This window comes from Methylovorus menthalis (assembly GCF_020523625.1).
Taxonomy (GTDB): domain Bacteria; phylum Pseudomonadota; class Gammaproteobacteria; order Burkholderiales; family Methylophilaceae; genus Methylovorus; species Methylovorus menthalis.
The window spans coordinates 987,537-1,013,793 of record NZ_JAJAQH010000006.1; the positions used below are offsets into that span (position 1 = coordinate 987,537).

Below are 26,257 nucleotides of genomic sequence, written 5' to 3' on the forward strand. Positions count from 1 at the left end.
ACCGGGTCGGCCTTTTTCATGGAGCTTGCTTCAGGGCAGGTAAATTTCTACCATTCCCGTACATCACACTGTACCCATCAAATAGCGCCTGACTGTGCATTGCATAGTGTCATGCTTATCCTTAGGATTTAATTGGAAATTTATCTGGTGTTAGCAGGGTCATATGCCCAGACAGCCAGAAAACCTGAGGATGCATCATGTCAGTATTAGCGTTGGATCTTGCCCGCATACAATTCGGTTTTACCATCTCGTTTCACATCGTGTTTCCCGCCATTACCATCGGCATGGCGAGCTATCTTGCAGTGTTGGAGGGTCTGTGGCTTAAAACCAAACAGGCACATTACTTAGAGCTTTACCGTTACTGGTCGCGGATTTTCGCCCTGACGTTTGGCATGGGTGTGGTATCAGGCCTAGTGATGGCCTATCAGTTTGGCACCAACTGGTCGGGCTTTTCCAACTATGCCGGCAGCGTCACCGGCCCCTTGCTGGCCTATGAAGTACTGACAGCGTTCTTTCTCGAAGCAGGTTTTCTCGGCGTCATGCTCTTTGGCTGGAACAAAGTCGGGCCCGGCCTGCATTTTGTCTCCACACTCATGGTGGCCGTCGGTACCCTGATTTCCGCCACATGGATTCTCGCCTCCAACAGCTGGATGCATACGCCACAGGGTGTTGCCCTGGTGGATGGACGATTGATCCCGGTTGACTGGTGGCAGATTGTGTTCAATCCCTCGTTTCCTTATCGCTTGATGCACATGGTGGTGGCCGCTTATCTGGCAACCGCATTGCTAGTTGTCGCGGTGGGTGCCTGGCATCTGTTGCGGGGTACCGCCACCAAGGCAGTGCGTACCATGTTTTCCATGGGCATGTGGATGGCCTTGCTGGTCGCTCCGGTGCAGGCGGTCATTGGCGACTTCCATGGTCTGAATACGCTGGAATACCAGCCCGCCAAAATCGCGGCGATTGAAGGCCACTGGGAAAACAAACCCGGCGAAGCCACGCCGCTTATCCTGTTTGGCTGGCCTGACATGGCCGCTGAAAAAACGCATTTTGCGCTGGAGATCCCGCATCTGGGCAGCCTGGTCTTGCGCCACTCCTGGGATGCGCCTATACCCGCGCTGAAAGAGTTTGCGCCGGAAGATCGGCCCAATGCCACGATTGTGTTCTGGTCGTTCCGCATCATGGTGGGCTTGGGCATGCTGATGATATTACTAGGTGTTGTTTCTGCCTGGCTGCGCTGGCGCGGTCGTTTGTACGACACCAAGCCCTTTCTGCGCTTTGCCCTCTGTATGGGGCCTGCCGGGGTGCTGGCCATCCTGGCAGGCTGGTATACCACCGAAATAGGCCGTCAGCCCTGGGTGGTATATGGCATGCTGCGCACGGCGGATGCCGTCACGCCGCATAGTGCAGCCGAAGTCGGCCTCACCCTGGTGCTGTTTGTAGTGGTTTACCTGCTGGTGTTTGGCGCTGGTGTAGCTTATCTGCTCAGACTGATGCGCGTTGCACCTCAGCCTGACGAAACTCCGGCAAGCACGCCAGACCTGGAAGAAGATCATGTCTTTACCCTGGCGCCGGAATTCAGTGCCGACAAGCCCGGCTCAACAGAAGGAGGACGCTAGTCATGGAAGCCAATCTACCCCTGATCTGGGCCGGCATTATCCTGTTCGGCATCATGATGTACATCATCATGGATGGATTCGATCTTGGCATCGGGATTCTTTATCCCTTTTTCAGTGACCGGCATGACCGCGACGTGATGATGAATACGGTAGCGCCGGTGTGGGATGGCAATGAAACCTGGCTAGTGCTGGGTGGTGCAGGCTTGCTGGCGGCATTTCCACAAGCCTATTCCATCATCCTCAGCGCCTTGTATCTGCCGCTGATTTTCATGCTGATGGCGCTGATATTCAGAGGCGTCGCCTTCGAGTTTCGCTTCAAGGCGCGCGACCACGAGCGCCATTTCTGGGATAAAGCCTTCATAGGCGGTTCCATGACCGCGACCTTTTTCCAGGGCGTAACCTTGGGCGCCTATATCCGCGGTATTCCCGCGGTGAACGGTGTCTACACGGGTGGTGCGCTGGATTGGCTGACGCCATTTTCGCTGTTTACCGGGGTCGGCCTGCTGGCGACTTATGCCTTACTGGGTAGCACCTGGCTGGTAATGAAAACCTCGGGAGATCTACAGGCGACGTGTTATCGGCTGTCGCGCGTGCTCGGTCTGGTCTTGCTGGCGATTATTGCCATCATCAGCCTGTGGACACCTTTCATCGATAGCCGCATCGCCGCCCGCTGGTTCGGGCCCGATATGTGGACCTTGCTGCCTATTCCGCTACTGGTGCTGTTCTGTTTCTATCAGCTGCAAAGAGCGCTGGCACGCAAGGCCGAGGTATGGCCTTTCGTCTTTACGTTGGGCTTGGTATTTTTGGGCTATGTGGGACTGGGCATTAGCGTGTGGCCAAATATCGTACCGCCTGATATCAGCATACAGGCCGCCTCGGCACCGCCGCAGAGCCAGGGCTTTGCCTTGGTGGGCGCGGTTGTCATTATCCCCATCATCCTGATCTATACCGCCTGGGGCTATTACGTATTTCGCGGCAAAGTGCATGCTGGGGAGGGCTACCATTAATGGCGGAAAAATCTGAAAAGCGCTGGGGACAGCGCCTGGGATGGTTGTTTCTGATCTGGCTGGGCAGTGTGCTGGCACTGGCGGCGGTCAGCCTGCTGCTACGCTTTATCATGCGGGCAGTGGGGCTGACCTTGTAATTGCGCCGGGCGGCGGCTTTGTCTGTTTTGCCTAAGCCCGGCGTCCGGCATGGATATTTATTAATGTACCAATTGGCGGTTAAGCTTCTCCAGCATGCCTTTGCGATGCTTGTGCGCCAGCTCGTAATCGCGCAATCGACGGATTTGCGACAAGCTCAGCGACCCCAGTCGGGAGGTGACTTCCGGAATGGTGAGCCCGGCATACTCCTTGACGGAGAGACCAGGGTTGCTGGCATGGGCATTGGCAGATGTGCTTGCCGATGATGATTTGCTACTGGCTGAAGAGCCACGGCCTCCGGAATTTGCATGACCGCTTGATGAGTCGCTAGAAGACTTGATTTCACCAGCCTCTCTACGTTGTTTGTTCACAATGCGTGCCGCGACTTCCTCTTCACGTCCTGGGTAGCGATGATCATGCTGAAACTGGTGCTTGAGCTTTTCAAACTCATGTTCGCGCTTGGGAGATACGCCTCTAGGCATGATAAGACTCCTTTCATTATCGTAAAGTGAATCATAACAATGCATCTATTACGCATTGTTTATTATCAGGAATTCTCCGTAAGCACGGTAGGAAATAATTGAAGGTTTTGCGGTCATGCATACATGACCATCCCTATTTTAAGGATTAGCAATGGCGACATGGATACAGGGCAAGGTAGTGGAGCACAAACACTGGAATGCCTATCTGCATACCCTATACATTGAGGCAGATCTGGCTCCTTTTGCCGCCGGGCAGTTTGTAAAGCTGGGGCTGGAAATAGAGGGCGAGGTGGTGGCGCATCCCTATTCGCTGGTGAATCCACCGCAGCAGCGACCACTGGAGATTTTTTACATTGAAGTGCCAGATGGCAAGCTGAGCCCGCATCTGGTGCCGCTAAACCCGGGTGATGTCGTCCAGCTATCGCCCACCGCACATGGCTTCATGACGCTGGATGAAATCCCCGCAGCACGTGATCTGTGGCTGATCGCAAGTGGTACCGGCATAGGGCCGTTTCTTTCCATGCTGGGCACTGAGCGGCTGTGGCAGCAATACGAGCATGCCGTGCTGGTGTACTCGGTGCGCTATCAGCATGATCTCGCCTACTTGGAACGCATTCAGCAGTTGATGAAGCTCCATTCCGGCCGACTGCATTTTGTGCCGCTGGTCACGCGTGAAGCCTCCGACATCGGCTTGCCGTGCCGCATACCGCAGGCACTGGAAGATGGCCGCCTGGAAAAGCAAGCCCAGACCAAGCTCAGCCCCGAGCATAGTCAGGTGATCCTGTGCGGCAATCCGCAAATGGTGCAAGAGATGCAAGGCCTGCTTGCCACGCGCGGCCTCAAAAAGCACAGACGCCGCGAGCCCGGCCACATTACCACCGAGACATACTGGTAAATTCGCTCAGGGTGGCCACCCCGACGGCAACTTCCTACAGCGGAATGGCATCACACCTACAGCCACGGAAGAGCTGACGGCGTATGCTTGCTTTGAACGAATCTGCCTGCAGTTGCGGCAAAAGGAGGCTCAATGCACAGACACCATGTCATGCTGGTGAATGGCTACCGCGTCACGCGATACACACTGAGACAGCTGCTCGAAGCCACCGATGATTTCATGGTCACCGAAGCTGCCACCAGCGCAGAGGCAATGGCGCACGCTGACACTATCCCTGACTTGCTGCTGATCGACATCTCAGACCCGGCCAAGAACGGCCTGGAAACCCTCTGCGACCTCATGCACGACTTCCGCGGTTTGCCATGCCTGATAGTAGGCGGCCCGGACGATGACACATTGCGCACCCACTACACGCGCCTGGGTTGCCATACCTATCTTTCACGCGATGCCAGCGATCATGAAATATTGCAGGCGGCATGCAAACTCAGTTCCAGTAAACATGCTTCTGGTAACCATGTCGCTAGTCAGCATCGTCTGACTCGAAACGGCAATGACACCCCACATTTGCCCCACATCGAGCTTTCTGCGCGTGAACGCCAGGTTTTTTTCAAACTCACCTCGGGCAAATCCATTCCCTCTGTCGCGCGCGAACTCCTGATCAGCGCCAGCTCGGTCAGTGTTTTTCGCTGTAAAATTCTGCGCAAAATGCACTGCAGCAATAATGCCGAGCTTATCAGCTACGCGTTCCGCCACCGTCTAGTGAGCAACTGAACTGCTCTCCGGCACCGCCCGCTCGGCAGTTTGCGTCGTGGTGTTTTTCGTTGACCAGCTCAAATAAGGCCGCAATGCGCGCCTTTTCTGATTGATTCTGCGGAATCACGTAGGCCATTACCACATACACCATGACATTTACGATAAGCGCTACTGCCCCCGATGTCAGGCCATATGCCCATGGCAAGTTGCCGTGATACGTCAGCTCCAGTGTCACGGCCACGGCAAAGCCGATGGACATGCTGGCCATGGCGCCGTATTTGTTGCCGCGCTTCCAGAAAATGCCCATGAATTGTGGGACGGCGAGCTGGATAATGCCTTGGTATGCAAGGACAGCCAGCGAGAATAGGGCGGGTAATGCCATGCAGGAGAGCCAGGATGCCAGCAGGGTTAGCAGCAGCATGCCTATTTTGGAGATCACAATCAGTTGCCGGGTACTCAGCGGGAAGTAATTGCCCAGCAGGTCGTTGGCAATCTGCGCCCCTGTCGCCTGGATATTGCCATCGATATGGCCCATGGAGGCGGCCAGCAGCACTGTGCCCGCCAGCCCCAGCAGTATTATTCCCCCAGCCTCTTGCGATGCGATGAACCACACATCATTTGGATGACCGCTGGCCGAGGGCAGTATGCCAGCCAGCATGCCGAAAATCAGCAAGGCAAGACAAAAAATGAAGGATAGAGGAATTGCCAGGCCGGCTGATTTTTTCAGGCTGGTAACACCGTTAGCGGTAAAAAGACGCACAAAAATATAGGGCCAGCACCATCCGCCCAGAGCACCGGTCAATACCAGGCTGAACAGAAACAAAGGCCCTTCCTTGGAGCCAGGGCCCGGGAGCGAAAATCGGGCCGCATCCAGGCTGGAAAAACTGATGCCTTCAACCATGATCAGCCAGACAATCAACCCGATCAGCATAGCAGTGCCGACTATGTAAGCCACCATACCTTGGTAAAAATCGGAGATCACGACGCCACGCATGCCTATGCGCACTGTCCATATTTGCCGGAAGGCGATCACGACCACTCCCAGAATCACGGCCTGCGAAAACGTCAGCGTGCCTAGGGATAGGTAGCGGAACATTTCTCCGAGGGCCTGCATACCCAGGATCAGCCAGGGAATGCCCGAGATAATGCCGATCACGGCGGCAATGGTGCGGATATGGCGCGAGTTGTAACGCAAGGAAAAAAGATCGGGCTGCGTCTTCAGGTCAAAGACCTTGCCCCACATCCATACTGGCTTTGCCATCATGTACATCAGCATCACGGTCAAGAGGCTATAGCTCAGCACATAGAATGAAATAATGCCGCTTGCCGCCGCCATGCCGCCGAAGGCCGTGAACATGGCGCCCGGGTACCAGGTATTGAGAAACGACATGGCCTGGTAGCGTGCGCCAAACGAGCGGTTGCCAACGGCATAGTTGGAAAACGAGCTATCGTCCAGCCTGATACGCTGCAGTATGACAATCAGGCCTGCAAAGAACACCAGCATAATCCCGAACGTCATGATCATGATGTCAGCTCTCCGCTAATGGCATCCTGCCACCACGCATACAAGATACTCAAGGTAATCGAGAGACTGACTCCAGTGAAGTAGACAAAGGTCGCAGGCAGGCCGAGGATCAGTTCACGATGCTCGCTGGCGGCCCAATACAGGGGCGGGTAAAGCGCCACGAATACGTTCAGCAGGAACCAGGCGCGTACCACATAGACATGAATGGATTTTTTGGATGGCATTTTTTCTCCCGTTATCATTTGCCTGCGCGCTTGAGTAAGCATCAAGCTACATCCCTGCCGAAGTATGGCGGCGGACATCGGGCATGAACATCCTGCAAATGCAGGGGGGAGGGTAGGCCTGTTGCATCCTTGGTCATACATTGATTAAGCCCCGGGATTCAGGGATGATCTGCCAGAAGGAAAGGCTTTAACCACCTGCAGAGGGGAGTGTTTGAAGATGGAATTCGCACCTGAGAATACGCTATTGGCAGATTTGTATCAGATGGCCGTGACGGCTGGTCCACAGGTATTTCAGCAAGAGGCGCTCAAGCACTTGGAGCGCGTTATTGGGTTTGACCGCGCCTGGTGGGGCATCATGTCGCCTGGCAAGGCCGGATTCGATTTACTGAGCTCCTACCGCCATGAGCTTCCTCTGGCATTTGAAGAGCACTGGCATGCGGTCAAGAATGACGATGCGCTCGCGCACGATGTCCATATCCAGCCCAGAACCACGGTGCATTTCAATCGACAGGACTTGCACTCCACTCCGGGGCTCGCCGATCTCAATACCGGGCATGACCTCAGCCAGGCCCTTTGTACCTCGGTGTTCTTGCCCGACCGGGCATCCTTTCTGTTTATTTCCCTGTTTCGATCCGGGGTCAATGCCCGCCCATTCGAAGCTGGCGATATCAGACTCAAACAGTTGCTGACACCCCATTTGTATTCCTGCTGGCGCACCAATCTGCTGGCAGATATCGAGCGGACGCGCCTGTCAAACAAATGGCAGGATAAAGCCAGCGCGTTTGTCGATAGCCGGGGCACTATAGTGTATGCCGATGGCGCGTTTGCGGAGTTTGTCAGCCAAGCATGGCCAGCCTGGCGTGGAGGGCGTTTGCCACATGGTTTGATCGACATGCTGGCGAGTAAAGGCGCATCGTCCATCAAGCTTCCAATTGGCTTTTACGTCGACCAGCAGCAGGCAGGCGGCCTGACACGGCTGGATATCGGGCGTCCATCGCCACTGGACAAGCTGACCAAGCGTGAACGCGAGGTTGCACGAGGCTTTGCACAAGCGCATTCCTATAAAGAAATTGCGGCTGAGACTGGCCTGTCGCCCGCCACGGTGCGCCATTATCTGCGGGCAATTTACGCCAAGCTCGCCATTAACGACAAGGCTGAACTAGTGAGGCTGGTGGATAGACATGAGCTGGAGTTTGCGAGCCCGCTACCTGTAAATGGCGCGTTCAGCCATGGGCTGGATGTGGATTATCTGGGGAACGGGTAGGGGTGGCGGAGTAATTAAATAGCGCATAAAAAACCGGCAAATGCCGGTTTTTCTAAAATGTGAAAAGCTTGGATATCCTGAACCTCACTGGCGATAATCCGCTTTGGCTTTGTCCTTGCAGCCGGACTTCACATCGCCTGCGTAGCTATCGCATTTTTTCAGGGCGACTTCATAGTCAGATTCCATTTTCTTTTCAGCGGCTTCCTGACGGGCTTCCAGCGTTTTGCGAGTGGCATCTACATTGGCCATACCGGTGCTACGCTCCGCCTTGGCTTTGGTCAGGCACAGGTCTTTGGCATCGCCGTTGTAATCGTCACATTTTTCCTTGGCCACTTCGTACATGCCTTTGACCTTCTCTTCTTCTGCCGAGATACGGGCATCTAGTGTGCCTTTCAGGTTGGCATCCAGATCAGCCAGGCCCGCTTCACGTTTGGCTTTTGCTTCGGCTTTACAAACGTCTTCCTGATTGCCGGAAAGCTTGCCACAGGCTTTCTTCTCCTGTTCATAAACAGCGTTGACGCGGGTTTTACCATCCTCATATTCGGCTTTGGTAATAACCTGTGCCCAGGCTTGGCTGCTCATTAGCATGGCTAGCAAGCTACCCAATGCCATTTTGTTTGCGATATTCATAGTCGTGCTCCAGTGTTAAGGGATAACGCAATCGTTAGTTGTTGCGAAACTTTTCGATCTGGGCTTCGGCTTCTTCTTTTGAGATGCCGTAGAGTTCTTGCAGCTTGCCTGCAAGCATGTCCTTGTTGCCTTTGATCTCTTCAAGATGATCATCGGTGAGTTTTCCCCATTGCTGACGGACCTTGCCGGTCAGCTGCTTCCAGTTACCTTCGATTTGGTCCCAATTCATGATGATTCCTTTCGTTTATTTGATTTTTTTGCTGTTTTTGGATCAATTGATCACCTGTTCATAGTAGCCAGCGCAGGCGCGTCAGGATGTCCTAAAATGGCTGAAACCAGCGTCAGAATGGGCTGTCAGCGAAAAAAAGCCCCCTTTGAAAGATTTCTCCTACAGGCGATTCAGAAAAATCTGTATGGCAGAAGGGGCAATATGGCCTACACTGGCGGTGTAGTACGTTTTTATTTCATCCCATCGTCATCGTTTGGCGATGTTTTTATCAAGTGCAGGAGACAGCAAATGGCAACAGGTACCGTGAAGTGGTTTAACGATGCAAAAGGTTTTGGCTTTATTACCCCGGACGATGGAGGCGAAGACTTGTTTGCGCACTTCTCGGCCATTGCCAGCAATGGCTTCAAGAGTCTGAAGGAAAACGAGCGCGTGAGTTTCGACATCACGACTGGTCCTAAGGGCAAGCAGGCATCGAACATTCAGAAGGCGTAATAGCCCTGAATTGAGAAACGGCCCTTTCGGGCCGTTTTGCATTTGTAGACCTGTATCATCGCATCCACACGCATGAGTCCTGCATGCGTGAGTTTTGCTATCCACTTTTCCCGTAACAAAATCTCCGCAGTCCTCGGCAGCAAAGGTCGTCAGCACCGTTACCTGGGTGTATCCTTAAGGCAGGCGTCACGCCGTGTCCCATTTGTATGGAAAGTACCATGTCGGAAGCAAATACCCCTTTAACCGAGCTAGATGTCGCGATCGGCGGCATGACCTGCGCCTCATGCGTTGCGCGTGTGGAAAAGGCCATCCTGAAAGTGGAAGGCGTGAGCGCGGCCAGCGTGAACCTGGCAACGGAGCGAGCCCATATCCAATTTTCCACTCCGGCCAATGCCGAACGCCTGATGCAAGCGGTAAGCAAGGCCGGGTATGAGGCGACACTGCTCAAGGCCGAGGCAGCCTTTTCTGCGCCGCCGGAAATCCATAGTGGCTGGAAAGTAGCCACTGCTGCAGTGTTTACCCTGCCTTTGATATTGCCCATGTTGCTGATGGTGGTTGGTGTTCATTTCAATCTCCCCGGCTGGCTGCAATGGCTGCTCGCCACACCGGTGCAGCTCTGGCTGGGGGCATCGTTCTATCGTTCGGCATGGCAGGCGGTGCTCCATCGCAGTGGCAATATGGACCTATTGGTGGCACTGGGCACGACCGCGGCATATGGCTTGTCGGTCTACATGCTGCTGATGGGGCATGAGCATCTTTATTTTGAAGCCGCCAGCGCGGTGATTACGCTGGTATTGCTTGGCAAATGGCTGGAAAGCCGCGCCAAGCGCCAGACCACCGAGGCCATACGTGCTCTGCAGGCTTTGCGGCCAGATACCGCGATTGTGCGGCGCGATGATAAAGAGCTTAGCTTGCCACTGGCGCAGGTTCGCCTTGGCGATCTGGTGATTGTCAGGCCCGGCGAACGCATTGCCGTGGATGGCTTGGTGCAGGAGGGCGAAGGGCAGGTGGATGAAGCCCTGATCACGGGCGAAAGCATGCCTTTGCACAAGCGGGTGGGCGACCATGTGACTGGTGGCGCCTATAACCTGGATGGCCTGCTTTGCGTCAAAACCACGGCGATAGGTGCGGAATCCACTCTGGCGCGGATTATTCGGCTGGTGGAAGACGCCCAGGTGGCCAAACCTGATATTCAACGCCTGGTGGATAAGGTCAGCGCGGTGTTCGTGCCTGTCGTGCTGGTGATCGCGCTTGTTACCTTGCTGGGCTGGCTGCTGGCGGGCGCGAGCGGTGAGCAAGCTATCCTGAATGCGGTGGCGGTACTGGTGATTGCCTGCCCGTGTGCGCTTGGTCTGGCTACGCCGACCACTATCATGGTCGGGACTGGCATTGCCGCCAAACATGGCATTCTGATCAAAGATGCCCAGGTGCTAGAGCTCGCATATCAAATCACGGCGGTAGTGTTTGATAAAACCGGCACCCTGACCGAGGGCAAGCCGCGCTTGATGGCGGCCAAGGCAGTGGATGGCGATGATCCCCAGCACATCCAGGCACTGGTTAGGCTGGCCGCGAGCCTGGAGCAGGGGAGCCGGCATCCGTTAGGGGTTGCCTTGCTGACCGCAGCCGAGGAACAGCAGATCGCCCTGCCGGTGGTCACACAATTACAGGAAAAAGTCGGTCAGGGCTTGCAGGGTGAAGTGGAGGGCCGCACGGTGTATCTCGGCCATGGGCGCTGGATGCAGGCCTTGGGTGTGGATCTCGCACCATTGAAGGCGGGCGCGGATGCCTTGCAGGCACAAGGCCATACCGTATCCTGGCTGGCGACTGGGCATGTGGGACGGGTAGTGTTGCTAGGGCTGGTTGCGTTTGGCGACCAGATCAAAGCTGTCAGCCCGCAGGCGATTGCCAGCCTGCACCGCCTGCATGTCGCCAGCGTATTGCTGACGGGGGATAACCCCCGCAGTGCGCATTACGTGGCGGACCGTGTAGGCATACAAACCGTATTGGCCGAACAGACGCCGGAGACCAAGGCGGCATGCATTGCGGACCTTAAGAAACGCCATGCCGTGGTGGCCATGGTGGGCGATGGCATCAACGATGCGCCCGCGTTGGCAGCTGCGGATATCAGCTTTGCCATGTCCACGGGCACTGATGTGGCTATGCACGCGGCAGGCGTGACCCTGATGCGCGCGGATCCCGCGCTGGTGGCCGATACCATCGACATTTCACGCCGTACCTATGGCAAAATCAGGCAAAACCTGTTCTGGGCATTTATTTATAACGTGATAGGCATTCCGCTGGCGGCGTTTGGTCTGCTGAACCCGGTGATTGCTGGCGCTGCCATGGCGTTCAGCTCGGTGAGTGTCGTCAGCAATGCCCTGCTATTGCGCCGCTGGCGGCCACCGACGCCGCCAGGCCATTAACCCTTGGAAATTTCTGGCATGTATTTTCATACGCAAACCTTTCATGCGACGACCCCTGGACCCCGGCTGATTGTGCTGGGCGCAGTGCACGGCAATGAAACCTGCGGTACCCAGGCGATCCAGCGGGTGCTGGGCGAAATCGCTGCGGGCACCATCGCCATCCTGCGTGGCTCTGTGACCTTTGTGCCCATTACCAATCCTCTGGCATACCAGCATCACCGCCGCAGTGGTGATCGCAACCTCAACCGCAATTTGTTCCCCACCGCCAAGCCAGTAGAGTTTGAAGATCATATTGCCAACTGGCTGTGTCCCTTGCTCGCACAGCATGAGGTATTGCTCGACCTGCATTCGTTTCATACCGATGGCGAGCCGTTTGCCCTGATAGGCCCGCTGAACAATACCGGCCCGCTTGAGCCTTTTGCACATGCAGCAAAAGAAGAAGGGCTGGCACGGCACCTGGGCGTGCAGCGCTTTGTGGATGGCTGGCTGGATACCTATGCGCGTGGTGTGGCGCGTCGGCAAGCCGCCAACCCCCAAGCCACGCCTGCTGTCGAGAGTGATTTGCGCTATGGGGTAGGCACTACGGAGTACATGCGCACCGTGGGCGGCTATGGCTTGACCCTGGAATGCGGGCAGCATGATGACCCGGCAGCGCCTGAGGTGGCCTACCGCGCGATTCTCAATACCCTGGCTTATCTTGAAATATCCGGCGAGAGGCAGCCGCCTGCTGTTACTCAGGCGGAATCATTGCGCATTTACGAGGTCGTAGATCGTGCCAGTGATCAGGATACTTTCGTCAAGGTCTGGCGCAGCTTTGATGCTGTGCAGGCAGGCGAGCTGATTGGTACGCGCGGCGATGGCGAAGACGTGTATGCAGAGGAGGGGGGCTATATTGTGTTCCCCAATCCTGATGCGGCTAGCGGGCAAGAGTGGTTTTATCTGGCCAAGGCGCTAAAGCGTATCTGAAGCACGGTGTCTGATCGCAAGCATTACCCCATTCATCTGGTCGATCGGAGCCTTACATGTCAGTTGTTCACACCCGCTTTAGGTCTGCGCTTTTACCCCTTGCCTTGTTTTCCCTGGCCGCATTTTCACTGCCAGCGCAGGCGGATTGGATACTCAACCCGCAGGCCTCGGAACTTAGTTTTGTTTCCATCAAAAAAAACAGCATCGCCGAAACCCATCACTTCAAAGAGCTCAGCGGCAGCATCAGCGATGCCGGTGCCTTCAGCCTCAGCATCAAGCTAGCCAGCGTCGATACCGGCATCGCGATACGTGACGAACGCATGCGCAACATGCTGTTTGATATCGCCATGTTCCCCAGCGCCTCGGTCAGTGGCAAAACGCCCGCTAATGATTACAGCAGCCTGCCCGCTGGCACCAGCCGCATTGAGAGCCTGAAATTCACACTGGATCTGCATGGCAAGACGGTGGAGCTGAATAGCAAGGTGCGCGTTACCAGCCTCAGCAATAACAAGTTTTTGATCAGCACCGTGCAACCGGTGATTGTGGATGCCGCGAATTTTGAGCTGGTAGCCGGTATAGAAAAACTGCGCGAAGTCGCCCAGCTGCCTGCCATCAGCACCGCGGTACCCGTTACCCTCAATCTGGTGTTTGATCGGCAATAACGAGTAGAATGCCCTGCCGGTGCGGTGAATAAGGCAGTAAGTTTGCATGCGTGCAAACCGATGAGCCGTCATTGACCTAGTGTGACTCTGCCGATATGGATTAGGCGCACCGGCCCTTTTCTCATCGCAACTCATCAAGAGCGAGCCTTCCATGAGCATGGTGATTCCTGAGCCATTAAAACGTCGTCCCCGCCTGTTGATGGCGCTCATCGCGGGCGTTGCCATGGGCCTGTTGCTGCCCTATGACTGGGGTCTGGTGACCCGGCTGCTGGTGACGTGGAATGGCGTGGTGTGGTTTTATCTGATCCTGATCACCTGGCTGATATCGCACACCAGCCACGAAGACATTCGCGGTATTGCCGAGCAGGAAGATAAAGGTGCCATGGCAGTGCTGGCCTTGCTCTGCCTGGGCTCTATACTCAGTCTGGTAGCGATTGGCTTTGAGCTGGCATCTCTGGAGGATGTTACCCGTGCCGAGCGCGTGCTGCATTATGTGCTGACGGCGATCACGATTTTCGGCTCATGGCTGCTGGTCGGCATGGTGTTTACGCTGCATTACGCGCACTCCTATTACCTTTCGGACAAAAAACACAGGCCGCTGAAATTCCCGGATGACGCCGTGGAGCTGAGTTACTGGGATTTTCTTTATTTCGCCAGCACCATCGCCGTGGCGGCGCAAACCTCGGATGTAGCGGTGATGAACACCAGCACCCGTAAGGCCGTTACCGCGCAATCCATGCTCAGCTTCATCTTCAACGTGGCTTTTATCGGCTTGCTGATCAATGTGGCTGGCGGCATGATCAGCGGAAATTAACGCGTATGGCTTGCTGATGGCCCCGGCAAGCTTTTTTACAATGTCTGACTCCCAATTAGGACATGCGCTTATGCCGACATGACGCCTGACTCCCTAAGCTGAACCAACTCTTCTGTTTCGGAGGAGTGTTTTCAATCATCGCTTAAGGAGACACATCATGGCTCAAAACTCCAGCAACCGCGGCTTTGCCGCAATGGACGCCGCTAAACAGCGAGAGATCGCCAGCATGGGAGGCAAGGCTGCTCACCAGAAAGGCTCCGCGCACGAATTTACCTCGCAAGAGGCGCGTCTGGCCGGCCAGAAAGGCGGCCAAGCCGCACACCGCAAGGGCACTGCCCATCAATTTGACTCCCAGTCGGCCCGTGAGGCTGGCCGCAAGGGCGGTCAACATTAATTGACAAGCCTCGCCTTGTCTTCATTATTAACTTGTCCATAAGTTAAATCAGATACTTAACTACGAAACCAGCTATCGACGTTGAAGCTGGTAATTGAAGCCGAGTGTCGTAGAACCCTAACCCTGTGTAGTGAAACCTGTGAGAGAAAAGCAGGGCATATTGCCTTGCTTTTTTCATGTCCGCATAAAGAGAGTCCTACACTTGAATAAGGATTTCCTTATGCAGATGAGCTTGAATAGCGACTAGAGTAAAAGCTGTCTACACAACGTACATACAAGGTCTTATGAAACACATTATCGTCGTGGATGGTTTCTCTGGCACTCGTAAGCTGTTGTGCCAGCTCATCAGCAATACCCAGAAACAATATGCCGTGGATCAGGCCATGAATGTGGTTGATGCCGAGGCCATCATCCGCCAGAAGCGGGTGAATCTGGTGATTCTGGATATTTCCAAGCCCACCAAAAACGGCCTGGAAGCCTTGCTTGATCTCAAGCAGCTGTTTCCAAAGATACCAGTGCTGGTCATCAATGGGCCGGACCATGCCAAATATGCTGACCATTTCATGGATATCCGTTGCGAGGGCTACCTGACCAAGGACGCGGATTATGCCGAGCTGTGCAAGGCGATACAGGCGATTCTGGGTGGGGCCTCGTATTTCCCCTCCATTCGTCAGTCTAGCGCGCAACTGCCTGAAAAATCACGTTACCCCAAGCGCTTGTCGTCGCGCGAAATGCAGATATTTCTCAAGACAATCAAAGGCATGACGACAAAATCCATGTCCAATGAGCTGAAGATCAGTTCCAGCACCGTCAGCGTTACCAAATCGAACATCATGCGGAAAATGCAGTTGCACGACAGGCGTGAGCTGATTATGTATGCCTTGCGGCAAGAGTGGTTGCCACCCAATTATATTTTTCAGCCGCGCTAAGGCTGCACCCCCATATATTCTTACACGGGTTTGACCTGCATCCTGACAGCCAGCGTGGCAAGTCTGCATTAAGCTGAAAACTCCCATTCATTCAGTCAGCAGGAGATTTTGCCATGTCAACACACAAGCAAGCATTACCGGGCTCTCCGGGGCATGATCATCGCAACATGCAGCAGCCCCCGCAGCAACAACACCAGCAGCCAGGCCGTGAAGAGGACATGGAGCCACGTCCTCAGTACATAGACCCTGGCTACAAGGGCAGCGAAAAGCTGAAAGGGAAGGTCGCCATTATTACTGGCGGCGACAGTGGCATAGGGCGCGCAGTGGCGGTGCATTTTGCCGCAGAGGGCGCCAATGTGGCGATCATCTATTACACCGATGCTGAAGAAGACGATGCTTACAAGACACTGGATATCGTGAGCGATTACGGGGTATATGCCGAGGTGTTCCAGGGCGACATCAGCGATGTCAGCTTCTGTAACAACGTGGTGCATGAAGTCGTGAATAAATTCGGTCACCTGGATATTGTGGTCAACAACGCTGCTCAGCAGTTTGAGCAGAAAAGCCTGGTGGATATTGCACCATCGCAACTGGAGCAGACATTCAAGGTTAACGTGTTCGGCATGTTTTACCTGACACAGGCAGCGCTGCCGCACCTTAAGCAAGGCAGCCGTATTATCAACACCGCCTCAGTGACGGCTTACAAAGGCAACCCCGTATTGCTGGATTACTCGGCCACCAAGGGCGCGATCGTGGCCTTCACTCGCTCCTTAGCCCAGCAACTGAGCGAACAAGGGATTACCGTTAATGCTGTCGCTCCAGGCCCGATCTGGACGCCGTTGATTCCAGCCAGCTTCTCTGCAGAAAAGGTCGGAAAGTTTGGTCATGACACCCCGATGGGTCGTCCAGGCCAACCTAGTGAAGTGGCCCCCGCCTATGTATTTTTAGCCTCCAATGACGGCTCGTACATCAGCGGGCAGGTGATCCACCCTAATGGTGGAACTTCCATCAACGGCTGATATCAACTGCGGATCAGCACTGCTAAAATAAATAAAATAAAAGGGGCCATTGCCCCTTTTATTAATTTATAAATATATTATTAATCATATAACTATGATAGTTAGTTAATGTTTTGAATGACATTAATGCGGCGGCTCCTTAAGCGATATTTCCAGTCGTTTACCGGCTTCTAGGTGCTGCTTGAGCATGGGTAAATTCTGACTGGCGAATGCCTTCAACTCCGGATTTTCCACCTTGGCGGCCGCCCTTTCAAACAGCGCCACTTCATCCTGATGCGCTTCCACCGCAATATCCTCGATAAAGGCCAGATCAAACGGTTTGCCGTTCTTGGCAGACATCAGATGCAGCCTTACCTTTTCCACCAAGCTCGGTTCCTCCTGCAGATCCAGTTCCAGCTTCAAGGCCATGCGCTTTAGTCGGTCGCCACACTTTTCATGATCTTTCAACACACGCTGGGCATATGCCTTTACGGCGGGCGTTTTACTATGCACCACCGCTAGGCGATTAAACTCCATCTCCATGACGCTGGCTTTGGCTGCATTCTTGAGGAACATCTCATCCTGCATGGATAAAGTCGCGGAAAAACAGGGGTTTAGCGCCAAGCTAAAAGCCAGCATCGCCATAAAGCGCGTATAACGCATTTTTGGCGCGTGCCTATACATGAGGCTCACCCGGCACGAAATATTTGCCCATTAAAAACACGAAATCAGTGTTCAACCGCATTTTTGATCAAGGCATCGGCTTCAAGGCAACGTTCGGCACATTGGCGGCAAGCAGCGGCGCAATTGTGAAACGTCTCGTTATCCGAATGCTCGATTGCCTGCTGCTCACAGGCGGTAGCACAGGCATCGCAGATTTCAGCGCATACATGGCATGTCATAAAGAAATAGGGTGATTTGCGCGACATGAACTTGATCGCCATGAAACAGCTTTCCGCACAGTCCCGGCACAGTGCCGTCATGTGCGACATGCCCGGCATATCCATCTGTATGCATTCCGTTACACAAAGCTCGCACCAGCGCGCGCAGTGAAAGCAGTCCTCTGTACACGACTTGATGTGCATATCCAATGGATCCGTCTGACCAGATGTGGCTTTACCAAGAATGGAACCTAGCATGATGATGACCTCCGACGTAGATGATTACCTGAAGGATTCAAGCTAAACCACACAGGCCCAAGACGTTATAAGCAAACCTCGCATTGGCGGGTAGGACATCGTTGAGATGTTCATCACATAGCAGCTGCCGCCAAAGGGCAGGGTAGATGCCATGTGCCGGTACAAAAATAAAATTGTTCTTGCATTATGATGACCGTCATATATGATGATCGTCATGAAGAAAACAACGACACCGCGCAATACGATTAATCGCAAAGAAACAACACATAAGCGCATTGTGGAAACCGCAGCCCGTGCCATTCGCCGCAGTGGTTATGATGGAACTGGCGTGGCAGACATCATGAAAGAGGCGGGCCTGACGCATGGCGGCTTTTACGCGCATTTCTCCTCTCGGGATGCCATGCTGGCCGAGGCTGCAGACCTGGCAGGGGCCGACACCATTGCCATTGCTGAACGCATATTCGCAGAAGCACCCCGAGAGCAGGCTTTATTTGCCCTGATGAATGCCTATTTATCGAATGAGCATATGGCCAATATTGAATCAGGCTGCGCTTTAGCCTCCCTAGGCTCGGAAATGCCACGCCAAGCCCCCGAAGTAAGAAAGGCTGCTACGCGGCGCATCAAGGAAATGGTAGCCCTTGTCGAAAGTCGCTTCACTGGCCAGCCAAACGCGCATCAAAAAGCACTGGTCACCATCTCCACCATGGTCGGCACATTACTCTTGGCGCGAGCGGTCGATGAGCCTGAGCTGAGTCAGGAATTTCGCCAGGCAGCGTTAAAGCACCACAAAGCCATTGAATAATGAGTTTTTTAATTAAGCATTTGTTTTTTATGGCCTTTAAATATGACGATTATCATATTTAAAGCATATTGATAGATTTGAAAGGAATGGGGAAACATACATGGAAAAGAAAATCGCAATTGTCACAGGCGCATCATCTGGCATTGGTGAGGCAACAGCAGAGCTGCTCGCCAATTCTGGGTATAAGGTGTATGGCACCAGCCGCAAGGCCGCACAGTTGGCTCATCGTTCATACAAAATGATTGCGCTGGACGTAACCAGCGAGGCCTCCATTGAAGCCGCGCTCAAGCACGTCATGGAAACAGAAGGCCGCATAGATCTGCTGGTGAATAACGCAGGCTTTGGCGTAGCCCCGGGCGGCGCCGAAGAAAGCTCCATCGAACAAACCAAGCAGATATTCGATACCAACTTTTTTGGCATTGTCCGCATGACGCGTGCCGTTGTGCCGCATATGAGAAAACAGGGCGCGGGCCGCATCATCAATATCGGCTCCATCCTGGGGCTGATACCCGCGCCATACATGGCCACTTATGCAGCTACCAAACACGCAGTCGAAGGCTTTTCCGAATCAATCGATCATGAGCTCCGTACCAAAGGCATCCGCGTCTCCGTGATTGAGCCTGCTTACACCAACACGCAATTCGAGGCCAACACCCAGGAGGTCGATTCCAAATTGGAGGAATACAGCACGGCACGTAAAGCCCTCGCCAAACTGATTAAAACTGCCGTAGCCGCGGGGGACGATCCTGAAGTGGTTGCCGATGTTGTGTTAAAAGCAGCCAGCGCCAAAAAACCCAAATTGCGATATGCCGCTGGAAAGATGGCGCGCCAGTTGAGTCTGCTGAGAAGGTTTGCACCTGCAGCATTGGTGGATATGGGGATCCGTAAAGAAATGAAACTAGACTCACTGGACAGCATAGCCAGCCAGGCTTAAGGGATAAGGCTTGCAGTGCCTTGGTGGGCCATGCCAAAAGGACTCATTGAGGCGCGCTATGCCATTTATTGATTTTGCATTTTTATAGTTAAAGGTGTAACGGCTTAGAACCGCAAACATTCAGAGGAATACAGGAATCGTCCCTGACTGTGTACGACGATCGCCAGCAGCCTTTAATTTTTTACCCAACTCAGCTATACGACGTTCCCCCGCTTCAAGTGCCTGCTCATTTGTATGCACAGAGTAGTACCCAAGATGTAGCGGGTACTGGTGGGGTACAGCCGATCCTAAAACAAATACGGCATCTTCTGGACCGCATGCTTGCAAGTTTATGGATGCATCGCTGGAGTCGAAACTAACCATTTCACCAGCTTCGACAACATCTCCTGCATTCAACTTCCCTTGGGCTAGCGCGAGCCATCCAACATGGTGCCCAGCAGGGGGCTGATACGTCCAACTCTCGCCGGGTTTTAAAGTAACAAGCAAATAATTGATGTCCTTAGGCGCAGGCACAGGGCTTTGTACACCTTGATAGTTACCAAGTATGAGATGAAAAAGTTGAGCCTCATTCGCGCCCACTGAATCGAGGTAGCGACTTTCCGGTTCACCGTTTTCTAGCTCCGGCGGCAGCGCGATCCATAGTTGAAATCCCTGAATGCGAGGAACTTCTTCTGCTGTCAGCTCCTTGCCATGCCATATACCTCCGCCGGCCCGCATCCATTCAACGCCACCATAACCAATAGTACCTTCACCATTGTCCGGGTCGTTATAACGCACCCGGCCTTCGGTAAACACAGTCACTGTTGCTATACCCGAATGAGGATGCAGAGGCATATTCGACAACGCATGGATAGCATCGCCACTCACTTCAAAAATGTCGAGGAATACAAAAGGCTTGAGCATTTGTCCCAGATCAGAAGGGCTCATAAGACGTGTAATAGGTCCGTGGCCCTTTGCTCCTCGGGTGGAGTGCACAATACGTCGGGACAAATTCGCATCAGGACTGGTTGAGGATGTAGTCATCGTTTCGATTTCCGTTGAGTCAGGTTTGCGTGGGCGGATGAGCTTCAAAATGCTGGCATTGGAACGAGGACAGATTTATTGTCGATGCGACGCACCAATCAAAAAGTCTGTCCTCTTGCGCTAGATGTTTAAGCTGTAGCAGTCACTTCGCGGACAAAGTTTTCATAGGTGCGAAGAGGGTGCCCTATGATGCTCTCCAGCCGTGCTACCGTTCCTTCATCTGCGAGCATGCCGAACTTCTGGATATCCGCCATCATTAGGCTCATGTCATATGCCAACCATGTTGGGCCGTAGGAGGTCAGATTTTTCTCGAAAGCCGCTACATCGTCACCGCCGTAGGCAATCTCGCGTCCCAGGGCAGAACTCCAGGTTTTCGCCACCAAGTTACCGGTCAGTGCCTGGGGACCGACCAATTCCAGCGTTACCCGATCCAAGGCTGAAGATGCCCGGTCGCGTCGCAATAATTCAGCAACTGCGACATCGGCAATATCACGCGCATCGATCATCGCAACACCTGTTGAGCCAATAGGCATTGGGTAAACCGAGTAATTTTGAATCGTCTGCAGAACCATCAGTTCGTTTTGCATGAAGTAAGCCGGACGCAGAATGGTCGCTGACATATCGAGGCTTTCAATCATGCGTTCAACCGTATGCTTGCCAGTAAAGTGCGGAACATTGGTGAACTTGTCGGCATGAATTACGGACAGGTAGACGATGCGCTCGATGCCAGCCTCGCGGGCGAGGTTCAATGTGATGATGGCTTGCGTCACTTCATCGGGTGTAACCGCGTTAAGCAGAAAAAGCGTGCGCACCGAAGACAACGCGGCGCGCATCGATGGGACATCGGTCAGGTCTCCGACAACTTCGGTGACGCCTGCAGGGAAAGCCCTTTTGCCAAGCTGGCGCACGAGGGCTTTGACTTCGGCGCCAGAGTCGGCAAGGCCTTGAGTGATGAGTGAACCTATGGTGCCAGTGGCACCGATGACGAGAATGCTCATTTGAATCTCCTTCATGGGTTAAAAAAGTGAAATGAAAAGTGTGATTAGAGCGCGAAGTCAGCCACGACTTTCCCTGCGCGGGATGCGGTGCGATTGCGTTCGATCGCTTCAGAGATGTCGGCAAAACCGATTACTTCGCTAATGCGGGACTGGAGCTTGCCGCTAGCGACTTCCTCAGCCAGTCTCTCCAACAGCTCAGGGTCTGGCTTGTTCATGAACCAGAGTCCTCGTCGATTAGCAGGTGTACGGGCAAGAATGTCGGGCGAGACGGTGCTGACAACGACGCCGTTCTGCGTCAGTACCTGCCACGATCGATCCAGTATTTCTCCACCGACATAGTCGAGCACGAGATCAATGTCTCGAACTAGTTCCTCGAAAGACTGAGTTTGATAGTCGATCACATGGTCAGCGCCGAGACTGCGCACGTAATCGGTGTCAGCCGTTGCCGCAATTGCGAAGACCTCGGCGCCAGCGCGCTTTGCGAATTGCACGGCATATCCGCCCAGCCCACCTGCCGCGCCGTGAATAAGGATGCGCTGGCCAGACTGAATCGAGCCCGCATGGTTAAGGCTATTCCAAGCGGCTACCGCTGCTACCGGAATAGCCGCGGCACCAACATCATCAAGACCATCTGGCGTATGCGATAGGGTCGCGGCATTGACTGTAACGAATTCGGCGTAAGCACCAAGCCGGCCCATTGCGCCCATGACCCGATCGCCGACTTGCAGGTGAGAAACACCAGTCCCGACTGCATCTACGACACCCGCCAGTTCAGCGCCCAAAACGATAGGCAGCGGAAGCGGAAAAGCATTGCGTACATTGCCTTCCCTTACTTTCCAGTCGATGCCGTTCACACCAGCAGCGCGAACTCGCACCAGAACCTGGCCTTCTTTTGGTTCTGACTTCGGGATATCAGCCACCTCCACGGCGGCAGCGCCACCATATGACCGAATCAGTACAGCGCGTTGAATAGTGTTCATTGCATTTCCTCTTTATCATCTTACGATGATGAGAAGATATGCTGTTGCAATAATTAACGGAAGATGACAAGATTTACACACTACGTTTCAATAATGGAACACTATGAACCTGAACGCTCTGATCGATTTCACACTCGTTGCCTCCAACGAAGGGCTGGGAAAAGCAAGCCGTGTGAGCGGCATACCCAAAGCAACTTTGTCGCGCCGTATTTCCGAACTTGAAGAACAAATGGGGGTGAGGTTGGTTGAGCGCAGCGCACGCGGTCTCAAACTTACCGAAGCTGGCCAGATCCTGATGACTCGAACCGAAGGTCCATTGAGTGAGGTAGTCGAGGCAATGACCGCAGCACGTGACGGCGTATCAACGCCTAGAGGGCGATTGCGTATTGCTTCTCCCGTGTTGTTCTCGCAGCTCGCGATGGGCCGCATTGGAGCAGAATTTTGTGCGGTTTACCCTGAGGTGACTATAGAAGTTGTGGCGGAGGATCGCATGGTCGATCTCGTTGAGGAACAATTTGACGTCGCCATTCGAACCAATCCCAAACCAGACAGCAGTTTGGTCGGCCGATGCTTTGCCAAAGATAGACTGGTAGTTGTAGCGGCACCTGCGGTACCTATGCCTCAGCCCGGCGCGATCAGGCAAGTTGCCAGTATCGTGGCTTCGAGTTTCCAGCCCACCACATGGAAACTAGACGGGGGGCAATTGGTCCTGGAGCCTGTTCCAAAACTGCGCTTCTCATCATTCCTGATGATTCGCGATGCCGCTATCGCAGGTGGCGGTGCGGCGCTTATTCCTCAATCCATTGCTTGGGACCAGCTTGCTCGCGGAGAGTTGATTCAGTGGGGCACCTTATCAGGTGCAGAAGCTGAACTCTGGATATTGCACACGTCAAGGCGCCTGGTAGCTCCCAAGGTTCGCGCATTTGTCGATTTCATCTGCGCTCGCTATCCGGACATGTCTCTAGTGCTGAAGGGCTAGAGGCTATTGGAGATAGGGTAACGCTTTAAAAATGCACTTTGGCTTGAATTAAGCAACACTATGAAATTGCACATTACTGCGCATAATGTATATTATGTAAAATTGATGCAACAACACTCGATGCGGCAAACAGTGCAGATGCCTCATATCCAATCAGCTATATCAATGAAAAAAATAAGGCCGCAATCAGATAGCCGGCAAAAGATTTATATTCAATATGCTCCAGAGTTTCTTTTACACCATCTCGCACAGGTTCCTTATCAATGACATCTAAAAATTTACTGTTTAAAAATTTAGTAACATCTAAATTGAAAAATATAGGCCAGGAAATATTGTCAATGGTTTTAGATAGTGATTTGTTATAAATAGAAACAATTAAGAAATAGAGAAACTTAAAAATTACACCGCCTACGTAAGTAAAAAATGTGAAGTGGAAAGAGTGATGTGTAGCTATACCTAAAACTAAAACAATAAATGAAATTGTTAGAATAAAAGGGTCAAAAACAAAAAAATAAAAAAGATTATTTTTTTCTGATAAGTAAATTCCTATTGATAAAATATAAAGAATACCAATAGAAATAATAGCGATTGATAGCATACTGGTAAATGCAGTGTAGTAATTAACTTCTGCAAAAAAAAATGGAATATCAAAGTATGCTAAATATCCCCAGTCGAAAATGATGGAAAGAAGAAACCCTAAAACAGGGATTGCCCAAACAACAAATTGAATTTCTTTTAAAAATGATATTTTATTCATTACAATCTCCCCAATAAAAAACCATTTGAATTTTAGCTTCAAAAGATGCTATTTGCATTTTTTTACCATCCAATGCTTTCATTGTTGCCAAATATCTACATACCATAATAATTAGCTTTTGATCCACATAAGATTCTGCTAAGCGGAGTTTTTCTTTTTCGACCAATCGGTAAAACTTTCTTCTTTTTGCTTTATCCCGCCCCTCAACACGTATGTGCCAATAGTAGTTTCTTAAACTATGCGCCCAATCAGGTATTGGGTATTCCCCGCGATGATGAAATCCCTGCACTATCCGCGCCCTTTTCTTTTTATTGTGTCCTTGGCCGCAGGAATTCCGAATAGGAAAAAGTCACGCTGGTTGTATTGTGTCTGTAATATAAATCTAGACGGCGCTTCGCGCCGGACTGCCGTCTTACGAAGACCAAAAAAAGCCCATTACGGGTTTTGCTGCACCACGATCTACCGCTTCACCCTCATCTCTCTTTCTAAAAAACCTTTAAAAATAAGTCGCTTAAATGTGATTTGTCATAGCAGGGTCTGAATTTCAGGCCTATATTGAATGCTGGCTTCCGATGAAGGATGCTAAATAAGCTAACCAGTAAGCGTATTGTCGAAATTTATCCAGGCAGATCATTAGACCTGAGGCGTGAGCGTCGGGGTTTATCCAAATCTGCATAGCTTCATGATGAGCTGAGAATTTTGAAGGGTTCAATATTGCAGGGAGTGCTGGTCCTTAAATATGTTAAGGAAAGGTGGCTCTTATGAAAAATGAGAGACAAGCACGTGATTCAAATGGTACCCAGAAACAGAGCTGGGGGTTTGCTGGGCCGATTTTTCTTTTTATTGTTTTGTGCCTGATATTTTCACTTCGCTGGATTTATTAGCCGCATACCGCAGATGTACAAAAGCCCCATATTCTGGGGCTTTTGTTTTATGTATGCCCTGCTCTATCTGCAGGGTAATTAGCGTATTAGCCAGGTTTAATCATCCGTGCTGGCTTTGAGCTTTTTTGCTTCAGCCAGATGGTGTTTAAGAGCGGGCAGCATCTTGGCCGCAAACTGTTTTATATCGGCATCGTCCGCATTGGTGGCGGTTTTTTCAAACAGTTTGATGGTGTCTTTATGGGCGGCCACGCCTATGGATTCGGCATAGTCCTCGTCAAAATCCTTGCCATCCTTGGTGGAAAGCAGCTTGGCCTTGGCTTTTTGCATCAGGCTGGGCTCGGTGGGGATCTCCACGCCCTTGGTCTTGGCAAGTGCACTTAGCGCGGCGTATGCCTCGGTGTGGTCTTTGATCATCTGCTCGGCAAACTTTAATACCTGAGTGTTTTTGGATTTGGTCTTGGCCAGTTCACTGGCGGCAATTTCGGCTTTATTGGCTTGCGCGGCGTTTTCAAAGAAATTTTTATCACTCATTGATACATCAGCGGCACAGGCCTGGTGAATGACACTCAGGGTCATCAAGCCAACCAGCGTACAGACGGAAAGCAGTTTCATGCGGGTAAGGTTCATGATCTTCTCCTTGGTGATGTGGGGGCACGTTTACAAGGTAGGCGGCTTTTCAGTTGGGGGTGATCGGGGGTTGTCTGATTTCCCTGTGGGATAAATCCGCATTGTGAGGCGCATGGCGTAAACACATCACGCCACAAAGTTGTGTAAGGGAAAGATCATGGGGGCGACTAATGCATGTAACACCCTATCAATTCCTATATTTTGGAGATTTAAAAAATGAAAACATGTACAACTTCTGCCGGACTGATTGTCGCTACCCTGCTTGGTGCGTTATTCACCACGGCTGCCGTGGCTGCTGACCCCATGCTGAGCACCGGGGGATATGCGACTGAAATGCATCAGATGGAAATGATGAAAATGCTGGATGCGGATGGCAATCACATGGTCACCAAAAGTGAGTTTGATCGCTATTACGCCAGTATTTTTGATGAGCTGGACAAGAACAAGGATGGCAATATTGATGCTACTGAATGGGCTGGCACCAAGGCAACTGAGCAAATCAGCATTGCCACCGGGGGTTATAGTCGTGAGCTGCGGTCAATGAAGATGATGTCGATGGTAGATAAAAACAATGACCACAAAGTCTCCAAAGATGAGTTTATTGCTTATCACGGCATGTTATTCAAAGCCATGGATAAATCCGGAGACAACCAGATTGATGGTCAGGAATGGCTGGCAAAGCAGACTGGCAACTGA

Annotated in this window: 31 protein-coding genes; 19 read left to right on the top strand and 12 right to left on the bottom strand. The window is 52.6% G+C overall.

The features are described 5' to 3' along the window. Positions 1-197 precede the first annotated feature (197 nt). Genes LG204_RS10570 through LG204_RS10580 form a run of 3 tightly spaced genes read left to right on the top strand, consistent with a single transcriptional unit; the run spans position 198 to position 2,760 of the window. A complete protein-coding gene (locus tag LG204_RS10570; protein ID WP_268868033.1) occupies positions 198-1,616 on the top strand; it encodes a cytochrome ubiquinol oxidase subunit I in 1,419 nt (472 codons plus the stop codon). A gap of 2 nt (positions 1,617-1,618) precedes the next feature. Beyond that, entirely contained in the window at positions 1,619-2,623 is a 1,005-nt protein-coding gene (gene cydB / locus LG204_RS10575) for a cytochrome d ubiquinol oxidase subunit II (protein WP_230337234.1), read from the top strand. After that, positions 2,623-2,760: a DUF2474 family protein gene (locus tag LG204_RS10580; protein ID WP_230337235.1), complete on the top strand. Its 138-nt coding sequence runs from the start codon at positions 2,623-2,625 to the stop codon at positions 2,758-2,760. Before cydB ends, LG204_RS10580 begins: the two co-directional genes overlap by 1 nt. A 60-nt stretch (positions 2,761-2,820) precedes the next feature. On the opposite strand, the gene LG204_RS10585 is transcribed toward LG204_RS10580, so the two are convergent. Further along, positions 2,821-3,240, bottom strand: coding sequence for a hypothetical protein (locus tag LG204_RS10585; RefSeq protein ID WP_230337236.1), 420 nt, complete (start codon positions 3,238-3,240; stop codon positions 2,821-2,823). Positions 3,241-3,391: 151 nt separating this feature from the next. On the opposite strand from LG204_RS10585, the gene LG204_RS10590 reads away from it, so the two are divergent. Both LG204_RS10590 and LG204_RS10595 read left to right on the top strand, forming a co-directional pair. Next, the gene (locus LG204_RS10590; protein ID WP_230337237.1) at positions 3,392-4,135 is read left to right on the top strand and encodes a ferredoxin--NADP reductase; all 744 of its coding nucleotides are present in this window, start codon (positions 3,392-3,394) and stop codon (positions 4,133-4,135) included. Positions 4,136-4,267: 132 nt separating this feature from the next. Beyond that, positions 4,268-4,906 (top strand): LuxR C-terminal-related transcriptional regulator, encoded by a 639-nt coding sequence (locus tag LG204_RS10595; RefSeq protein ID WP_230337238.1) that lies wholly within the window; start codon positions 4,268-4,270, stop codon positions 4,904-4,906. On the opposite strand, the gene LG204_RS10600 is transcribed toward LG204_RS10595, so the two are convergent. Together LG204_RS10600 and LG204_RS10605 are read right to left on the bottom strand one after the other, a co-directional pair. Further along, positions 4,869-6,413 carry a sodium:solute symporter family protein gene (locus tag LG204_RS10600; protein WP_230337239.1) on the bottom strand — a complete coding sequence of 515 codons (1,545 nt, stop codon included), beginning with the start codon at positions 6,411-6,413 and terminating at the stop codon, positions 4,869-4,871. The two genes, LG204_RS10595 and LG204_RS10600, sit on opposite strands and share 38 nt — an antisense overlap. Next, complete coding sequence (locus LG204_RS10605; protein ID WP_230337240.1) at positions 6,410-6,637, bottom strand: hypothetical protein; 228 nt, start codon at positions 6,635-6,637, stop codon at positions 6,410-6,412. Before LG204_RS10605 ends, LG204_RS10600 begins: the two co-directional genes overlap by 4 nt. A gap of 217 nt (positions 6,638-6,854) precedes the next feature. Between LG204_RS10605 and LG204_RS10610 the strand changes: the two genes are divergently transcribed. After that, on the top strand, positions 6,855-7,901 hold the full coding sequence (locus tag LG204_RS10610; protein WP_230337241.1) for a response regulator transcription factor: 1,047 nt from the start codon (positions 6,855-6,857) through the stop codon (positions 7,899-7,901). 84 nt (positions 7,902-7,985) lie between these two features. On the opposite strand, the gene LG204_RS10615 is transcribed toward LG204_RS10610, so the two are convergent. Both LG204_RS10615 and LG204_RS10620 read right to left on the bottom strand, forming a co-directional pair. Then, a complete protein-coding gene (locus tag LG204_RS10615) occupies positions 7,986-8,531 on the bottom strand; it encodes a hypothetical protein (protein ID WP_230337242.1) in 546 nt (181 codons plus the stop codon). Between the two features lie 34 nt (positions 8,532-8,565). Continuing rightward, positions 8,566-8,760 (bottom strand): CsbD family protein, encoded by a 195-nt coding sequence (locus tag LG204_RS10620; RefSeq protein ID WP_013442211.1) that lies wholly within the window; start codon positions 8,758-8,760, stop codon positions 8,566-8,568. A gap of 288 nt (positions 8,761-9,048) precedes the next feature. On the opposite strand from LG204_RS10620, the gene LG204_RS10625 reads away from it, so the two are divergent. The 8 genes from LG204_RS10625 (at position 9,049) to LG204_RS10660 (ending at position 16,459) form a co-directional block, all read left to right on the top strand. Further along, a complete protein-coding gene (locus LG204_RS10625) occupies positions 9,049-9,252 on the top strand; it encodes a cold-shock protein (RefSeq protein WP_013442210.1) in 204 nt (67 codons plus the stop codon). A 218-nt stretch (positions 9,253-9,470) separates the two neighbouring features. Then, a complete protein-coding gene (locus LG204_RS10630) occupies positions 9,471-11,675 on the top strand; it encodes a heavy metal translocating P-type ATPase (protein WP_230337243.1) in 2,205 nt (734 codons plus the stop codon). A gap of 18 nt (positions 11,676-11,693) precedes the next feature. Beyond that, positions 11,694-12,641 carry a succinylglutamate desuccinylase/aspartoacylase family protein gene (locus tag LG204_RS10635; RefSeq protein WP_230337244.1) on the top strand — a complete coding sequence of 316 codons (948 nt, stop codon included), beginning with the start codon at positions 11,694-11,696 and terminating at the stop codon, positions 12,639-12,641. A 56-nt stretch (positions 12,642-12,697) separates the two neighbouring features. Further along, positions 12,698-13,303 carry a YceI family protein gene (locus tag LG204_RS10640; protein WP_230337245.1) on the top strand — a complete coding sequence of 202 codons (606 nt, stop codon included), beginning with the start codon at positions 12,698-12,700 and terminating at the stop codon, positions 13,301-13,303. Positions 13,304-13,454: 151 nt separating this feature from the next. Then, positions 13,455-14,117, top strand: coding sequence for a DUF1345 domain-containing protein (locus LG204_RS10645; protein WP_230337246.1), 663 nt, complete (start codon positions 13,455-13,457; stop codon positions 14,115-14,117). Positions 14,118-14,274: 157 nt separating this feature from the next. After that, positions 14,275-14,511, top strand: a complete 237-nt coding sequence (locus LG204_RS10650; protein WP_230337247.1) for a KGG domain-containing protein — start codon at positions 14,275-14,277, stop codon at positions 14,509-14,511. A 284-nt stretch (positions 14,512-14,795) separates the two neighbouring features. Continuing rightward, positions 14,796-15,440 carry a response regulator gene (locus LG204_RS10655; protein ID WP_230337248.1) on the top strand — a complete coding sequence of 215 codons (645 nt, stop codon included), beginning with the start codon at positions 14,796-14,798 and terminating at the stop codon, positions 15,438-15,440. Between the two features lie 113 nt (positions 15,441-15,553). Beyond that, on the top strand, positions 15,554-16,459 hold the full coding sequence (locus LG204_RS10660) for an SDR family oxidoreductase (RefSeq protein WP_230337249.1): 906 nt from the start codon (positions 15,554-15,556) through the stop codon (positions 16,457-16,459). 123 nt (positions 16,460-16,582) lie between these two features. Here LG204_RS10660 and LG204_RS10665 read toward each other — a convergent pair whose 3' ends face one another. After that, positions 16,583-17,101, bottom strand: a complete 519-nt coding sequence (locus tag LG204_RS10665; protein ID WP_230337250.1) for a DUF4142 domain-containing protein — start codon at positions 17,099-17,101, stop codon at positions 16,583-16,585. 44 nt (positions 17,102-17,145) lie between these two features. Here LG204_RS10665 and LG204_RS10670 point away from each other — a divergent pair, with 44 nt between their 5' ends. From LG204_RS10670 to LG204_RS10680, 3 genes are all read left to right on the top strand, one after another. Then, positions 17,146-17,355 (top strand): hypothetical protein, encoded by a 210-nt coding sequence (locus tag LG204_RS10670; RefSeq protein ID WP_230337251.1) that lies wholly within the window; start codon positions 17,146-17,148, stop codon positions 17,353-17,355. Positions 17,356-17,791: 436 nt separating this feature from the next. Further along, entirely contained in the window at positions 17,792-18,379 is a 588-nt protein-coding gene (locus LG204_RS10675; RefSeq protein WP_230337252.1) for a TetR/AcrR family transcriptional regulator, read from the top strand. 100 nt (positions 18,380-18,479) lie between these two features. Then, positions 18,480-19,313, top strand: a complete 834-nt coding sequence (locus LG204_RS10680; protein WP_230337253.1) for an oxidoreductase — start codon at positions 18,480-18,482, stop codon at positions 19,311-19,313. A 120-nt stretch (positions 19,314-19,433) separates the two neighbouring features. Here the strand turns inward: LG204_RS10680 and LG204_RS10685 are convergent, their stop codons facing one another. The 3 genes from LG204_RS10685 to LG204_RS10695 all read right to left on the bottom strand — a co-directional run bounded on the left by LG204_RS10685 (position 19,434) and on the right by LG204_RS10695 (position 22,314). Beyond that, positions 19,434-20,240 (bottom strand): pirin family protein, encoded by an 807-nt coding sequence (locus LG204_RS10685; RefSeq protein WP_230337254.1) that lies wholly within the window; start codon positions 20,238-20,240, stop codon positions 19,434-19,436. Between the two features lie 224 nt (positions 20,241-20,464). Beyond that, complete coding sequence (locus tag LG204_RS10690) at positions 20,465-21,334, bottom strand: NmrA/HSCARG family protein (RefSeq protein ID WP_230337255.1); 870 nt, start codon at positions 21,332-21,334, stop codon at positions 20,465-20,467. A gap of 44 nt (positions 21,335-21,378) precedes the next feature. Beyond that, a complete protein-coding gene (locus LG204_RS10695) occupies positions 21,379-22,314 on the bottom strand; it encodes an NADP-dependent oxidoreductase (RefSeq protein WP_230337256.1) in 936 nt (311 codons plus the stop codon). A gap of 103 nt (positions 22,315-22,417) precedes the next feature. On the opposite strand from LG204_RS10695, the gene LG204_RS10700 reads away from it, so the two are divergent. Beyond that, on the top strand, positions 22,418-23,293 hold the full coding sequence (locus LG204_RS10700; protein ID WP_230337257.1) for a LysR family transcriptional regulator: 876 nt from the start codon (positions 22,418-22,420) through the stop codon (positions 23,291-23,293). A 157-nt stretch (positions 23,294-23,450) separates the two neighbouring features. Here the strand turns inward: LG204_RS10700 and LG204_RS10705 are convergent, their stop codons facing one another. The 3 genes from LG204_RS10705 to LG204_RS10715 form a co-directional block, all read right to left on the bottom strand. Then, positions 23,451-24,050 (bottom strand): hypothetical protein, encoded by a 600-nt coding sequence (locus LG204_RS10705; protein WP_230337258.1) that lies wholly within the window; start codon positions 24,048-24,050, stop codon positions 23,451-23,453. Then, positions 24,043-24,339 (bottom strand): hypothetical protein, encoded by a 297-nt coding sequence (locus LG204_RS10710; RefSeq protein ID WP_230337259.1) that lies wholly within the window; start codon positions 24,337-24,339, stop codon positions 24,043-24,045. The genes LG204_RS10705 and LG204_RS10710 overlap by 8 nt, the downstream gene beginning before the upstream one ends. A 691-nt stretch (positions 24,340-25,030) precedes the next feature. Then, positions 25,031-25,561, bottom strand: coding sequence for a DUF4142 domain-containing protein (locus LG204_RS10715; protein ID WP_230337260.1), 531 nt, complete (start codon positions 25,559-25,561; stop codon positions 25,031-25,033). 216 nt (positions 25,562-25,777) lie between these two features. On the opposite strand from LG204_RS10715, the gene LG204_RS10720 reads away from it, so the two are divergent. After that, positions 25,778-26,257, top strand: coding sequence for an EF-hand domain-containing protein (locus LG204_RS10720; protein WP_230337261.1), 480 nt, complete (start codon positions 25,778-25,780; stop codon positions 26,255-26,257).

Coding starts and splice junctions, on each gene's coding strand:
- LG204_RS10635 (WP_230337244.1), top strand. CDS start 11,694: ATGTATTTTCATACGCAAACCTTTCATGCGACGACCCCTGGACCCCGG.
- LG204_RS10700 (WP_230337257.1), top strand. CDS start 22,418: ATGAACCTGAACGCTCTGATCGATTTCACACTCGTTGCCTCCAACGAA.
- LG204_RS10580 (WP_230337235.1), top strand. CDS start 2,623: ATGGCGGAAAAATCTGAAAAGCGCTGGGGACAGCGCCTGGGATGGTTG.
- LG204_RS10620 (WP_013442211.1), bottom strand. CDS start 8,760: ATGAATTGGGACCAAATCGAAGGTAACTGGAAGCAGCTGACCGGCAAG.
- LG204_RS10705 (WP_230337258.1), bottom strand. CDS start 24,050: ATGAATAAAATATCATTTTTAAAAGAAATTCAATTTGTTGTTTGGGCA.
- LG204_RS10590 (WP_230337237.1), top strand. CDS start 3,392: ATGGCGACATGGATACAGGGCAAGGTAGTGGAGCACAAACACTGGAAT.
- LG204_RS10675 (WP_230337252.1), top strand. CDS start 17,792: ATGAAGAAAACAACGACACCGCGCAATACGATTAATCGCAAAGAAACA.
- LG204_RS10650 (WP_230337247.1), top strand. CDS start 14,275: ATGGCTCAAAACTCCAGCAACCGCGGCTTTGCCGCAATGGACGCCGCT.
- LG204_RS10630 (WP_230337243.1), top strand. CDS start 9,471: ATGTCGGAAGCAAATACCCCTTTAACCGAGCTAGATGTCGCGATCGGC.
- LG204_RS10600 (WP_230337239.1), bottom strand. CDS start 6,413: ATGATCATGACGTTCGGGATTATGCTGGTGTTCTTTGCAGGCCTGATT.
- LG204_RS10715 (WP_230337260.1), bottom strand. CDS start 25,561: ATGAACCTTACCCGCATGAAACTGCTTTCCGTCTGTACGCTGGTTGGC.
- LG204_RS10690 (WP_230337255.1), bottom strand. CDS start 21,334: ATGAGCATTCTCGTCATCGGTGCCACTGGCACCATAGGTTCACTCATC.
- LG204_RS10645 (WP_230337246.1), top strand. CDS start 13,455: ATGAGCATGGTGATTCCTGAGCCATTAAAACGTCGTCCCCGCCTGTTG.
- LG204_RS10570 (WP_268868033.1), top strand. CDS start 198: ATGTCAGTATTAGCGTTGGATCTTGCCCGCATACAATTCGGTTTTACC.
- LG204_RS10610 (WP_230337241.1), top strand. CDS start 6,855: ATGGAATTCGCACCTGAGAATACGCTATTGGCAGATTTGTATCAGATG.
- LG204_RS10585 (WP_230337236.1), bottom strand. CDS start 3,240: ATGCCTAGAGGCGTATCTCCCAAGCGCGAACATGAGTTTGAAAAGCTC.
- LG204_RS10720 (WP_230337261.1), top strand. CDS start 25,778: ATGAAAACATGTACAACTTCTGCCGGACTGATTGTCGCTACCCTGCTT.
- LG204_RS10605 (WP_230337240.1), bottom strand. CDS start 6,637: ATGCCATCCAAAAAATCCATTCATGTCTATGTGGTACGCGCCTGGTTC.
- LG204_RS10695 (WP_230337256.1), bottom strand. CDS start 22,314: ATGAACACTATTCAACGCGCTGTACTGATTCGGTCATATGGTGGCGCT.
- LG204_RS10625 (WP_013442210.1), top strand. CDS start 9,049: ATGGCAACAGGTACCGTGAAGTGGTTTAACGATGCAAAAGGTTTTGGC.
- LG204_RS10615 (WP_230337242.1), bottom strand. CDS start 8,531: ATGAATATCGCAAACAAAATGGCATTGGGTAGCTTGCTAGCCATGCTA.
- LG204_RS10665 (WP_230337250.1), bottom strand. CDS start 17,101: ATGCGTTATACGCGCTTTATGGCGATGCTGGCTTTTAGCTTGGCGCTA.
- LG204_RS10595 (WP_230337238.1), top strand. CDS start 4,268: ATGCACAGACACCATGTCATGCTGGTGAATGGCTACCGCGTCACGCGA.
- LG204_RS10660 (WP_230337249.1), top strand. CDS start 15,554: ATGTCAACACACAAGCAAGCATTACCGGGCTCTCCGGGGCATGATCAT.
- LG204_RS10640 (WP_230337245.1), top strand. CDS start 12,698: ATGTCAGTTGTTCACACCCGCTTTAGGTCTGCGCTTTTACCCCTTGCC.
- LG204_RS10685 (WP_230337254.1), bottom strand. CDS start 20,240: ATGAGCCCTTCTGATCTGGGACAAATGCTCAAGCCTTTTGTATTCCTC.
- LG204_RS10680 (WP_230337253.1), top strand. CDS start 18,480: ATGGAAAAGAAAATCGCAATTGTCACAGGCGCATCATCTGGCATTGGT.
- LG204_RS10655 (WP_230337248.1), top strand. CDS start 14,796: ATGAAACACATTATCGTCGTGGATGGTTTCTCTGGCACTCGTAAGCTG.
- cydB (WP_230337234.1), top strand. CDS start 1,619: ATGGAAGCCAATCTACCCCTGATCTGGGCCGGCATTATCCTGTTCGGC.